Annotated in this window: 11 protein-coding genes and 1 tRNA gene; 5 read left to right on the top strand and 7 right to left on the bottom strand. The window is 60.0% G+C overall.

Translation table 11 applies throughout. From position 1 onward, the window contains the following. Positions 1 to 32 precede the first annotated feature (32 nt). The 3 genes from pgmG to Q0837_RS14100 all read right to left on the bottom strand — a co-directional run bounded on the left by pgmG (position 33) and on the right by Q0837_RS14100 (position 2696). Positions 33 to 1448 carry a phosphoglucomutase/phosphomannomutase PgmG gene (gene pgmG / locus Q0837_RS14090; RefSeq protein WP_298470413.1) on the bottom strand — a complete coding sequence of 472 codons (1416 nt, stop codon included), beginning with the start codon at positions 1446 to 1448 and terminating at the stop codon, positions 33 to 35. 77 nt (positions 1449 to 1525) lie between these two features. Further along, a complete protein-coding gene (locus tag Q0837_RS14095; protein WP_298470414.1) occupies positions 1526 to 1882 on the bottom strand; it encodes a J domain-containing protein in 357 nt (118 codons plus the stop codon). Between the two features lie 4 nt (positions 1883 to 1886). Beyond that, positions 1887 to 2696, bottom strand: a complete 810-nt coding sequence (locus tag Q0837_RS14100; RefSeq protein WP_298471764.1) for a division plane positioning ATPase MipZ — start codon at positions 2694 to 2696, stop codon at positions 1887 to 1889. A 122-nt stretch (positions 2697 to 2818) separates the two neighbouring features. On the opposite strand from Q0837_RS14100, the gene panC reads away from it, so the two are divergent. Continuing rightward, positions 2819 to 3673 (top strand): pantoate--beta-alanine ligase, encoded by an 855-nt coding sequence (gene panC / locus Q0837_RS14105; protein WP_298470417.1) that lies wholly within the window; start codon positions 2819 to 2821, stop codon positions 3671 to 3673. Here the strand turns inward: panC and Q0837_RS14110 are convergent. After that, on the bottom strand, positions 3670 to 5052 hold the full coding sequence (locus Q0837_RS14110) for a nicotinate phosphoribosyltransferase (RefSeq protein WP_298470418.1): 1383 nt from the start codon (positions 5050 to 5052) through the stop codon (positions 3670 to 3672). The two genes, panC and Q0837_RS14110, sit on opposite strands and share 4 nt — an antisense overlap. Positions 5053 to 5112: 60 nt before the next feature. Continuing rightward, positions 5113 to 6231 carry a bifunctional nicotinamide-nucleotide adenylyltransferase/Nudix hydroxylase gene (locus tag Q0837_RS14115; RefSeq protein ID WP_298470420.1) on the bottom strand — a complete coding sequence of 373 codons (1119 nt, stop codon included), beginning with the start codon at positions 6229 to 6231 and terminating at the stop codon, positions 5113 to 5115. A 304-nt stretch (positions 6232 to 6535) separates the two neighbouring features. On the opposite strand from Q0837_RS14115, the gene Q0837_RS14120 reads away from it, so the two are divergent. The 4 genes from Q0837_RS14120 (at position 6536) to Q0837_RS14135 (ending at position 10274) form a co-directional block, all read left to right on the top strand. Then, positions 6536 to 6609: transfer RNA gene (locus Q0837_RS14120), tRNA-Gly, on the top strand. A 97-nt stretch (positions 6610 to 6706) separates the two neighbouring features. Continuing rightward, the gene (cysD, locus tag Q0837_RS14125; protein ID WP_298470422.1) at positions 6707 to 7609 is read left to right on the top strand and encodes a sulfate adenylyltransferase subunit CysD; all 903 of its coding nucleotides are present in this window, start codon (positions 6707 to 6709) and stop codon (positions 7607 to 7609) included. Next, positions 7609 to 9525, top strand: coding sequence for a sulfate adenylyltransferase subunit CysN (gene cysN, locus Q0837_RS14130; RefSeq protein WP_298470423.1), 1917 nt, complete (start codon positions 7609 to 7611; stop codon positions 9523 to 9525). The genes cysD and cysN overlap by 1 nt, the downstream gene beginning before the upstream one ends. Before the next feature lie 11 nt (positions 9526 to 9536). Next, positions 9537 to 10274: a 3'(2'),5'-bisphosphate nucleotidase CysQ gene (locus tag Q0837_RS14135; RefSeq protein WP_298470425.1), complete on the top strand. Its 738-nt coding sequence runs from the start codon at positions 9537 to 9539 to the stop codon at positions 10272 to 10274. Here Q0837_RS14135 and Q0837_RS14140 read toward each other — a convergent pair. Further along, positions 10254 to 10856, bottom strand: coding sequence for an OmpA family protein (locus Q0837_RS14140; RefSeq protein WP_298470427.1), 603 nt, complete (start codon positions 10854 to 10856; stop codon positions 10254 to 10256). The two genes, Q0837_RS14135 and Q0837_RS14140, sit on opposite strands and share 21 nt — an antisense overlap. Positions 10857 to 10882: 26 nt before the next feature. Next, positions 10883 to 12781: a sodium:proton antiporter gene (locus tag Q0837_RS14145; RefSeq protein ID WP_298470428.1), complete on the bottom strand. Its 1899-nt coding sequence runs from the start codon at positions 12779 to 12781 to the stop codon at positions 10883 to 10885. Between the last annotated feature and the right edge of the window lie 26 nt (positions 12782 to 12807).

Raw genomic sequence — 12807 nt, forward strand, 5'->3', positions numbered from 1 at the left:
GGTAAAGAACAATCCAATAAAATTGCAGATCGTCAGTGTCCCACGCTTTCCCCGCGCTCCAAGCCTGACAGCGCCAATTGCTCGTCGATTGAAGCAAGCAGGCGTTCGAGGCCTTCCTCGCTGTCGCTTTCGGCGCGGGCTACCAGCACGTCTTGGGTGTTGGATGCACGCAGCAGCCACCAGCCATCCTTGGTGTTCACCCGCACACCATCGGTTGCGTTGACCTCTTCGACATCGGGGCCGGGGCTGGTCGTAAGCCGCTCGGAAATTTCTGCCATTGCAGGGAATTTGCGGCTCTCATCCACCTGAAACCGCATCTCAGGCGTGTTGAGCATATCCGGCATGGCCGATTTCAGCTCGGTCACCGATTTGCCCAACCGTGCGGACGCGGCAAGCAGGCGCAACCCGGCGTAAAGCGCATCGTCAAACCCGTAATAGGTGTCGGCGAAAAACACGTGTCCGCTCATCTCGCCCGCCAGCGGAGAGCCTGTTTCCTTCATTTTGGACTTAATTAGCGAGTGCCCGGTTTTCCACATCAGCGGCTGCCCGCCATGCGCCGCGACATGATCGAACAGCGCGCGGCTGGCCTTCACATCGGCAATAATCGTCGCGTTTTGGTGAGTTTTGAGCAGGTCCTCGGCATAGATCATCAGCAGCTGATCGCCCCAGATCACTCGGCCTTCGCCATCGATCGCACCGATCCGGTCGCCATCGCCGTCAAAAGCCACTCCGAAGTCGAGGTTCTTCTCCGCGACGAGCGCGCGAAGATCAGCCAGATTCTCCTCAACAGTTGGATCAGGGTGGTGATTGGGAAAATGTCCGTCGACTTCAGTAAAGAGCAGATGATGCTCCCCGGGAAGCTTCGCGGCGAGCGCTTCGAGCGCGGGGCCGGCAGCCCCGTTGCCAGCGTCCCAACCGACCTTGACATCACTCAACGTCGCATCGTCGATCCCAGCCAGCCCCTCGAGCATACGCTCGACATACTCGCTCAGGATGTCGCATTCGGAGACACTTCCGGCTCCATCGAGCCATTGCCCAGCAGCACCGATTTCCCCGAGCTTCTGGATGTCGGCCCCGAAGAACGGCCGACCCTGAAATACCATTTTGAAGCCGTTGTAATTGGGGGGATTGTGGCTGCCAGTTATCTGAATGCCGCCGTGCACCTGTTCGGATGAGGCCTCCGCGTAATACAGCATCGGGGTCGCCCCCATGCCGATACGCACAACATTGCAACCGCTGGCAGTCAGACCCTCGACCAATGCGTGTTCGAGCATGGGTGAGCTGACCCGCCCATCATAGCCAACCGCGACTGTATCGCCTCCAGCCTCGCGCAAAAGCGAGCCGAACCCGCGGCCGATCGCGCGTGCATCGTCAGGACCCAAAGTCTCTCCGATGATTCCGCGAATATCATATTCGCGCAGCACGGTCGGGTCGAAATTGTGTTTCATGGCTGCGGAAGTCCTGATGTGATTGTTTACTTGATGCACTTTGTCCTAGCGCGGCTGAGGATCGGCCTCAAAATATTTCAATCCTGCGATGGGCCGCGCGGTGGATCGCGTGGAGGTTCTTCAGCATCAGCGTCGACGCGGATAGCTGCCCCTTTATCCGGTAATTCATCGAGCAACAGATCGCGTGCCGCATTGGCCTCATGGACTGCCGAGGAACTGCCGCCGCGATCCGGGTGAACCATGGTGATCAGCCGTTTGTGGGCCGCCTTGATCTGTTCGTGATTGGCGCCTTCTTCAACGCCAAGCAACTTGCGCGCCTTGAAGATTGCCTGACTGCGCGTCGGCTTGCCGCGCAGCGCCTCCCACGGCCAGGATCCAAGCGCCCAGCGCCAGAGCAAACAGACAACGGCAAGTATAATCGCAATTTTGAGCATGCGATCAGGTTAGCGCCATTTGCGATTGGCCGCGAGAAAATTCGGGCAAATGCAGCGCCTTGAGCAAAGACCGAAGTTCCTGCCGCGCAACCAGATGGCTGGTACCAAGCTCGCCGAGATGCCCCTTGTCGAGCAAGGTCAGTCCCGACGGGAATAGTTCGCGATAGATCACGCGTTCGGACAGTCCGTGAGTGACCCGAAAGCCGACCCGCTTCGACATCTCAGCAAGAGCCTTCTCGATCCTCGCCTGATTGCGCGCTTCGACATGGCCAGTGCGGTTGCGGACGACCACCCAGTCCATTTCGGGGCGGCGCTGCTCAATCGTAGCGCGGCTGCGCTTCACCCGCGCTTCCCAGATCAATTCTGCGAAGAACGAGAGCTTCTTGACTTTGAACGTCTCGGCATCGACTTGCCCGATCAGGTCGAAATCGACGAAGCTGTCATTCATCGGCGTAACGAGCGTGTCGGCGTTCTCGACGGCAGTACGGGCAAATGGATCGTCGCGTCCAGGATTGTCGATGATCAGGAAGTCCTGGCCCTGCCCCAACCGGTCCATCGCCAGCATCAACGCCTGCTCGCTGCGGCCTTTGAACACTTCGCATTCTGGCGTCGGCAGCGTGATACCGCGCTTTTCCTGGGTCGCCGCGCGGTTCTCCATGTAGCGGTGCGTCGTGCGCTGCCGCGGATCGAGATCAAGCGCGACGACTTTCGCGCCGAGATAGCTCAGCGCCACCGCGATGTGCACCGCCGTCGTCGATTTGCCCGTGCCACCCTTTTCATTGGCGAACACGATCCGATGCGCGGGCTTGGGCATTGCGGAATGGGCATCGGTCACGGTGCCTACGAAACCTCTTGGCTGGAGTGATCACATAAACTTGGCCGCGCCATGACAGCGGGCTAAGCATATGGTCAACACGTATCGGAGGGGTGTCCCGGGTGCAAACAGCAAACACACTCGAAGCATTACGAGAATCGGTAGCGAAATTGCGCGCAGGCGGCGAAACCGTCGGTCTGGTGCCTACCATGGGCGCGTTGCACGAAGGGCATCTGACATTGGTCCGGCGCGCCCGCGAGGCGTGCGATCATGTGGTCGCGTCAATCTTCGTCAATCCCACGCAGTTCGGCCCGAACGAAGATCTCGACGCCTATCCGCGCCAGTTGGCGGAGGATTCCGCAATGCTCGAGAGCGAGGGATGCGCGTTGTTATGGGCTCCGACGGTTGATGTGATGTATCCGGGCGGCTTCGTCACCAACATCTCGGTCAGCGGCGTCAGCGACGGGTTTTGCGGCGCGGACAGGCCCGGACACTTTGACGGGGTGGCGACGGTCGTGTGCAAGCTGTTCAATCAGGTCCGACCCGATATGGCTTTCTTCGGTGAAAAGGATTGGCAACAACTGGCCGTGATCAGAGCGATGGCGCGCGATCTCGATCTGGTCTTGCCCCATGTGCACTCGATCATCGGGGTCTCTACTGTCCGCGAGGCAGATGGCTTGGCGATGAGCAGCCGCAATCGGTATTTGTCGCAGAAGGACCGGACGGCAGCCGCGAGGCTCCCAGCGGCGATGAAGCAGGCAATTTCGCAGATCGAAGGCGGCGATAATGTGGCGCAATCGCTTAAGGCGCTCAAAGGTGCCCTGATCGACGCAGGGTTTGCGAGCGTCGACTACGCCGAGCTCGCGGATGCGAGTTCGCTGGTGTCGCTGGACACACTGACGGGTGCCCCTGCCCGGTTGCTCGTTGCAGCCCGGATCGGAGGCACCCGCCTGATCGACAATATGGCGGTGAACTAGCGGCGCGCCCGTTCACGCACCTCATCGAAAGTGAAGCGTCGCAGCATTTCTCCGTTGCGCCATACTGGCTGGAGTTGATCCTGCGGCGCATCAACGCTGTCGAGCTGCCGTGCAGTCAACCGCCCATCTTCGACAACCACAGCCTGACGCCCGGCCTTGCTAGCCTTACCAGGATCGGTCGCGGGGTTCTTCGACACATCGTGCCACACTCCCTCGCCATCGCGCATCGCGTTGGCCTTCATCGCGAAGCGCAAAGTGTCGCGGGTGACCGATTGCAGCAGCCCGCCGCCCATGCCGAACGCGATGTTATCGACCGCGAAGCCATCGGCGATCACACGGTCGATCAGCCGGGCGATGCTATCGACATTCATCCCGTCTCCCTGAATCACGCGAACGCGATCATTGAGCACGCGGTATCCCTTGGCATTGGTGGTACCACCAAAGATATCCCACAGCTTGGCCAAGGTCCGGGCCGGGGTCTCGACGGGATCGCCGCTATCTGGCCGCACGACCAGAGTGCCCTTGCGGCTGAGCACATGCTCCTTAAGCGATCCGCCCCAGATATTCTCGACCGCATTGTCGAGATCGTAGCTGTCCGACACCACGGCAACGAGCGCGCCCTCACCTTCGAATGCGTCGAGCATGTTTGCATAGGCCGCTTCCTCACGGGTCTTGCCCCAGCTTGTCATGGTCGAGTGTTCAGCCGCAGGAATCGAGAATCCCGGCATGTCGGCCCCGTAGTATCGGCGCGCTGCCATTATCCCTTCGAGAGTGTCGGTCCCGGCGAAGTTGACGAGGTGCGCCATGCCGCCAATAGCTGCGCTCTCCCCAGAACTGACACCGCGTGCGCCGAAATCGTGCAGCTTGAACGGCAGTTGGCCTTCCGGATCGTCCGAGCTTTTCTCCAGCCCTGCGCCAATGATCTGCGCGCATTTCCAGCTGAGCGTCGCTACCGTGGTCGGATACCACACGCTCCGCAGCAGTGCTGTCTCGATGAAAGTGGTGAGCCAAGGCATCCGGTCATCGGTGTTGACGGCCTGAAACAGTGGCACTCCGCTCCGTACGATGGTTCCTTCCGGCAGCGCGCTGATTTCCAGCGGTAGGTATCCGCCGTGATCGTCGAGCACCGCCTGCCAACCTTCGCGGTTGAACGGCACGCCGTGCGCGGCGCAAATCTCGGCGGCTTCCTCGATATCGCGCTGTGTGATCGGTTTGTTCAGATAGTCGATCAGGAATGGCTGCAAGCCGAAGAACAGCACTTCTTCCGAAAACGGATTGGGTCGCGCTTCGCCATAGGCGCTGATCGCGCGCGCTTCGGGCGGGTATTGGCGGAAGTGGCTCTGTTTGTAGCTGTCGGTCGCGAGAATAAGATTGGTCATGATGTGAACTCCTCACATGGCTTGGGAATGTGCCGCCGGGCTCCCCGGCAGCGTTGGGAATTAGAGGTCGGCCATCTGCTCGATGATCGACCAGTGGTCTTCAAACAGCATCTGCGGTTCGAGCTCGCCAAGGCGATACCAGCGCGCATGCGCGGCATCGTCTCCGCCCTTCACGTCGAACAATTTGCGTCGTTCTGGCAGGCGGAACAGGAAGGCGTGGGTGATGATCCGGCCTCGCAAACTGCGCTGCGGCGCATCGAACACGCGGGTACGGCTGTCCTCGATAAAGCTCGCGAGCATTGCGGGCGGGATCTGGCCTTTGTTGTCCGAAATACCGGTTTCCTCGCGCAGCTCGCGAACAGCCCCGTCTCGAATGCGCTCGTCGCGATTGACGAAGCCTCCGGGTAGCGCAAGCAGCCCTTTGCCCGGCAGCCGTCCGCGCTCGACCAACAGGATATGACCCGACTGGATCACCACCGCATCGGCGGTAACGAACGGTCCTTCGCCCCATTCTTCTGGATACGCGTCGAGATATTCGCGTTCGGCCAGCAGGGCCTTGAACTCATCGCTTAGCTTGAACTCTTCCAGCTGTTCGATGACCCCGGAGGACAGCACTTGCGCCGGAATATCGCACAGCCGCGCGAAATAGCGCTCACGAATGTCAGAGCTGCTGAAAGTGCCGAACTGGCTTTCGATCTGGATATTGCCCCAGGTCGGAAACAGCTTGAGGTAGAAGGACGACTTGTCCTTGCCGAACCCTGCGAGCGAGATCGCGAAATCATCAAGCCCGTTGGCGGCGAAACCATTGTTGCCCTCAGCCAGAACGATATCGTGCACCCGCCGCTGCACTTCTGCGGTCCAAGCGGTGTCGGAATAGAGGTGATCGTCGAGCGGTTCGACGATGAGCCGCTCTTTCGCCATCTCATAAGCGAAGGCAGAGCGGATCATGTGCTCGCGCTCTTTGAATGTGAACGGATTGCGCGGGTCACGCGCGACATTAGCGGAACCGACCAGAACGATCAGCCGATCGACTTGCTCCAGCGCTTGCCGGATGACGTGTTCGTGACCGATGTGAAGGGGTTGGAAGCGTCCGATGAAAACTCCAAAAGACGCTTTGGTCTGCTTGGGTGCCACATTGGATTTGCCAGCCTTGGCGGGACTTTTGGCCTTATCTGCCATGATCGAGACTCCCTCGATTGATGTAAGCGGCGATCAGACTCCCCGATCACCTTGGATTGATATGCGCCGGGCGCTGCGCCCGGTCAAACGCACAATCACGAGCATGTGTTGCAAAAAAGTGAATGATGAAAAGGTTCACAGACCCGCAAGGGTCCGCAAGCGCGACTGCGCGCCCGCAGCGATGCGGCCTTCAGGCCGCGTGAGCGAGGAAAGCCAAGTGAGCGGATGCGAACGCCGGCGCTTGAGGCAAAAACCAGATTGACGCGGCGGCGCTAACAATGGCAATGGCGCTGCTCCAGAGCGGGCGGGTATAGCATAGTGGTAATGCTCCAGCCTTCCAAGCTGGCTAGGGGGGTTCGATTCCCCCTACCCGCTCCAAGGAATTCCCATTTCGACCAATGCCGGGCCTCAAACTTGGGGATGCGCAACCATTTCTATGGTTGTTTTGCGCTGCAACACGTCTAGCTGACTTTTCATGCGCACGCTCACCCATCTCGAACGGCTCGAAGCCGAAAGTATCCATATCTTCCGCGAAGTCGTGGCCGAGGCTGAGAGGCCCGTCATGCTGTATTCGGTCGGCAAGGATTCGTCCGTCATGCTGCACCTCGCGCGCAAGGCGTTTTACCCTGCACCGCCGCCCTTCCCGATGCTGCATGTCGCATCCGGTTGGGATTTTCAGGCGCTGCTCGATCACCGTGACAAGACGGTGAAGGAATACGGGCTGGAGCTGATCGTTTCGCAGAACGAGGACGCCGAGGAACAGGGGATCAACCCGTTCGACACCGGCAGCGCGCTTTATTCGCAGGCACAACTGACCGATCCGCTAAAGCGTGCGCTGACTGAACACGGTTTTGACGCAGCGTTCGGCGGCGGGCGACGGGACGAGGAAAAAGCGAGAGCGAAGGAGCGCGTTTTCAGCTTTCGCACCGCGTCGCACCGCTGGGACCCAAAGAACCAGCGCCCCGAGCTGTGGAACCTCTACAACGCCAAGAAGAACAAGGATGAGAGCATCCGAGTCTTCCCGATCTCGAACTGGACCGAGCTCGACATCTGGCAATATATTGCGCTCGAGAAGATCGACATCGTGCCGCTCTACATGTCGGAGAAACGCCCGACTGTGACGCGGGACGGGCTGATCCTGGTGGTCGATGACGATCGCTTCCGGTTTAAAGATGGCGAAGAAGTGGTCGAACGTTCGGTGCGGTTCCGAACATTGGGCTGCTACCCCCTGACCGGCGCGACTGAAAGCGACGCGACTGATATGAATTTGATCATTCAGGAAATGCTGTTGGCGACCGGGTCTGAGCGACAGGGCCGCGCGATCGACAAAGGCCAGTCCGCTTCGATGGAAGACAAAAAGCAGGAGGGGTACTTCTGATGAATACTCAGGATTCCAGCTTCCAGACCGATGCGCTGATTGCCGAAGATATTGACGCCTATCTGGACCAGCATCAGCACAAAAGCCTGCTGCGCTTCATCACTTGCGGCAGCGTGGATGACGGCAAATCGACGCTGATCGGACGGCTGCTTTACGATTCTAAGATGATCTTCGAGGACCAGCTCGCCGCGCTCGAAACCGACAGCAAAAAGGTCGGTACTCAGGGCGACGAAATCGACTTTGCCCTGCTTGTCGATGGCCTCGCAGCGGAACGAGAACAGGGCATAACCATCGACGTAGCCTATCGCTTTTTCACGACTGAAAAGCGCAAGTTCATCGTCGCAGATACGCCCGGCCACGTGCAGTACACTCGCAACATGGTGACCGGCGCATCGACCGCCGATTGCGCGGTGATCCTCGTCGATGCGCGCAAAGGCGTGCTTGAACAGACGCAGCGTCACTCCTTCATCACCCATATGCTCGGCATCCGGCACTTGGTGCTGGCGGTGAACAAGATGGATCTGGTCGATTACGATCAGGCCACCTTCGACGATATTGTAAGCAACTACCGGGACTTCGCCGAGACGATCGGAATCGAAGATTTCACCGCGATCCCGATTTCGGGCTTCAAGGGCGACAATATTGTCCAAGCTCCATCCGCGAACACGCCTTGGTATGATGGCCCTTCACTGATCCATCACCTCGAGACGGTCGAGCTGGCAGAAACCGCTGCTCAGGAACGCAGTTTCCGCATGCCCGTGCAGTGGGTCAATCGTCCCAATCTCGACTTCCGCGGCTTTGCTGGCCTTATCAGTCAGGGTACGATCAAGCCCGGTGACAAGGTTCGCGTGGTCCCGGCGGGCAAAACCAGCACGGTCAAGACCATCGCGACATTCGACGGCGATCTGGACGAGGCAGTAGCCGGCCAATCGGTCACGATCACGCTGGAAGACGAAATCGATTGCAGTCGGGGCGACGTGATCGCGGCGGCTGACAATCCGCCCGAAGCCTCCGACCAGTTCGAAACCTCGCTGGTCTGGATGGACGAGACCGCGCTGAAGCCCGGACGTGGATACTGGCTCAAGCTCGGATCGCAGATGGTCACGGCGACAATTGCCGAGCCGAAATATGAAATCTGCATGGGCAGTTTCGAGCACTTGGCCGCCAAGACGCTGGAGCTGAACGGCATTGGCGTCGCAGAGATGCGCACCGACCGGCCAATCACTTTTGAACCTTACTCAACCAGCCGCCAGCTCGGCGGATTCATCCTGATCGACAAGTTCACCAACGCGACGGTCGCAGCAGGGATGATCCATTTCAGCCTGCGCCGCGCGCAGAATGTCCACTGGCAGGCAACCACGGTTTCGCGTGAGGATCACGCAGGCCTGAAGAACCAGACCCCGCGCGTGCTGTGGTTCACCGGCCTTTCCGGTTCCGGCAAATCGACCATCGCCAATGAGGTCGAGAAACGTCTCAACCTGATGAACCGCCACACTTTCTTGCTCGACGGCGACAATGTCCGCCACGGGCTGAACAAGGATCTCGGCTTTACCGAAGCGGACCGGATCGAGAATATCCGTCGTATCGGTGAAGTTGCGAAGCTGATGACCGATGCCGGGCTGATTGTCCTCACCGCATTCATCTCACCCTTCCGCGCCGAGCGACGGATGGTGCGTGAGATGATGGGCGAAGGAGAGTTTATCGAAGTGTTCGTCGACACCCCGCTGGAAGTCGCGGAAGCTCGCGATGTGAAGGGCCTGTACAAGAAGGCACGCGACGGTGAGCTAAAGAACTTCACCGGGATCGACAGCCCGTATGAAGAACCGGAAACGGCGGAGATCCGCGTCAACACGGTCGAGATGACGCCTGCCGAAGCTGCGGATTACATCGTCCAGCAGATTATGCCGCTCAAATGAAGCCGAGCGATATGACCGACGCCGAACTGGCCGCGCATCTTGCCGAGGTCGCCGGACGCATCCTGCTCGATGTTCGGGGCAGCGGCGTGTTTGAAGGCAAGGCACTCGGCAGTGCGGGCGATGCGACCGCCAACGAGTTCCTTTGTCATGCTATCGGCGCAGCGCGGCCCGAGGATGGCTTGCTGTCCGAAGAGGAAAAGGACGACACCGCCCGCTGTTCGCAAAGCCGCGTATGGATCGTCGACCCGGTTGATGGCACGCGCGAATATGGCGAGGCACGTTCGGACTGGGCGGTGCATGTCGGCCTAGCTATCGATGGTGTAGCAACCACCGGCGCGGTTGCGCTGCCGGGTTTGGACGGCGGCCTTGTCTTGCGGACCGATCAGATTACTCCGCTTCCCGATGCACCCGCGCGACCACGGCTCGTAGTAAGCCGTTCACGCCCAGCCAAGGAAGCGGTGGAGTTCGCTGAACTGATAGGCGGTGATCTTGTACCGATGGGCTCAGCCGGAGCGAAGGCGATGGCGATCGTACGCGGCGAAGCGGAAATCTATCTGCATTCGGGCGGCCAGTATGAATGGGACAGCTGCGCGCCAGTCGCGGTGGCTCTTGCGCACGGATTGCATTGTTCGCGCATTGATGGATCGCCGATGGTCTACAACCGGCAAGACCCGTACTTACCTGACTTGCTGATCTGCCGCCCTGAATGGGCCGAACGCGCGCTGCAATCAGTCGCTGACTGCGCCTGACGCTTCGGTATCGGCTTGCGAAGCAGCCGGTTCTGCGTTGGCAGCGGCGGGCGGCACGATCAGCACTTCGACCCGGCGGTTCGCTGCACGCCCCGCTTCGTTCGCCGAACCATCGGGCAACGCGTTGGGCTCAACCGGGTTCTGTTCTCCGAACACAATCACATCGATGCGTTCCTCAGCCACGCCCTTCTCGATAAGCCACCCAGCGACGGCGAGACCGCGCGCTTCCGACGCATCGGCGTTCGCTTCATCGGTGCCACCTGAATCGCTGTGTGCGCGCAGCACAATCGGCGCGCCGCTGCTCAATTGTTCCGAAGCCAGCACTGTCTCGAGCGCAGCCACGGCGCCGGCATCAAGATTGGTCCCGCCATCTGGAAATCCGATCACCGCGTTGAGCGGCTCCAATGGCGGAGGCGGCAGGTCGGGTTTCTCGACATCAGGCCTCAGGATCGAAACCGGTTCTTCGGGCTTCGGTGAGGCTGTCGTGTCTTCCGGCGAAGTGTCTTCGCCTTCGGGCCGGGAGTCACACGCTGCGAGCAAGCCCAGAGCCGCACACGCTGCTATGATCGACTGTGGTTTCATGACATCCTCGCTCCTCACCGCGACCTTTACGTCGATTGCGGCTTGGCTGTCGCCTCTGCGCCGCTGCTTTTGCCCGCTTCCTTGGCCGCGCGTTTCGCCGCCATATCTTCAGGCGTCTTCAATTGCGGCGGCGAGAACGAGAGTATCGTATCGCCCGCGCGTGGCTCAGGCACAGCGGCATGGGTGAAAAAGCGCAGCGTACCGCTGTTTCGAACTAGCAGCAGCATGTTGGCGCTGTCGGGCAGTTTTTCCTGCGCGTCTTCGAAGTCAAACTCGTCGGACAGCTTGGTCTTGCGGAACACCCAGCCTTGCTGCTGCCGGTCGTTGACGTCGGTCACCCCAAACCCGCTTTCAAACAGCGCGCGACCCCGAATGCTTTCCGGCAAGGCGTGTTTGTCGTCCTCATCGACGCTTTCGCCGAGCTGGTACACGCTGTCCCGGCCGATCTCATGCGCGAATTCGTTGCAGACGAGCGCGTTGTAGGCCTCGTTATCGGTGGCCGCGACCAGCACCTGAAAGGGTGCAAGATCGAGGTTGTGCTCGGTCGCTTCGTTCAGGATTTCGCCGTGATAGAATGGGAGTCCTTCGCGCCGGGCTGCGCCCAAACGTTGCCAGCTGGGGTCGACAATCATGATCGGCGTGCCAAGCTTCTGGAGCTGCAATGCCAACGCAATCGTCCATGGCGTTGAACCAACAATCAGCAGGCCGGGACGCGACGTTCCCTTCACCTTGAGCCACTTCGCTACAAGGTCGACTGAGAAACCGTGGGCGATGATGGTCGTCACCACCACCGCGAAGCTCAGCCCGATCAGGATGTTGCCGTCGCTATAGCCAAGGTCGGTCAACCGCAGCGCAAACAGGCCCGAGATCGCGACCAACACGATTCCGCGCGGAGCAATCCAGGCGATGAAGAAGCGCTCGTTCCACGGAATGTCCGTGAACGCCAGGCTGACCAGTACCGTGAGCGGGCGGACCAGAAACAGGAGGGCGAGCAGGAACCCAAGGAAGCGCCAGTTGAGATATTGGAGATCGGAGACCTGCAGGCTCGATGCCAGCAGGATGAAGATGCCAGACACCAACAGTACGGCGATATTCTCTTTGAACGGGTGGATCGAACGCAGGCTGGTGACACCCATATTCGCGAGCGCGACACCCATTACCGTCACGGCGACCAACCCTGCTTCGTGCTCGATCTTGTTGGTGACCACAAACACGCCGATCACCGTGGTGAAGAGAACCGGAACCTTGAGATATTCCGGCACGGCCCCGCGCGGGAAGAGGTATGCGATCAGGCGAGCCGCGGCGTAACCGATCAAGCCCGCGATGATCGCGGCAATGATCAGCGGCGGCACCACTTCGACCAGCGAGGCGTCGGGCGTTTCGGCGACCTTGCGGAAATACTCGTAGGCGATCACGGCGCACAGCGCCCCGGTCGGATCGTTGACGATCCCTTCCCATTTCAGGATCGACGCCGGCCTTGTCTGGATATTGGATTGCCTCAGCAGCGGGATCACCACGGTCGGTCCAGTCACGATCAATATGCCGCCAAACAGGATTGCGACGGGCCAGACCATACCCGCGATATAGAACCCGGCAGCGGCACCGAGTGCCCAGCCCACAAGGACCCCTACAGTCGCAAGTCGCCAAACTGCGACGCCAGAATGCCGCAATTCGCGCAAGTCGAGACTCAGCCCGCCTTCGAACAGGATCAGCGCAACGCCGATCCCGATCGCTGGCTCAAGCAGATCCCCAAACGCGGCCTCGGGATCGAGCAAGCGGAAGCCGAACTCTCCGGCAACAGGCCCGGCAAGGAAACCCGCCGCGAGCATCAAGACGATGGCTGGCCAGCCCGTGCGCCAAGCGACCCACTGCGCCCCGATACCGAGAGCGCCGATCATGGCAATGACTAGGGCTTGGGATTCCATAGGTTTGGTCAGCGTCCTCGCTTAGA

The organism is uncultured Erythrobacter sp., from assembly GCF_947499705.1.
Classification (GTDB): domain Bacteria; phylum Pseudomonadota; class Alphaproteobacteria; order Sphingomonadales; family Sphingomonadaceae; genus Erythrobacter.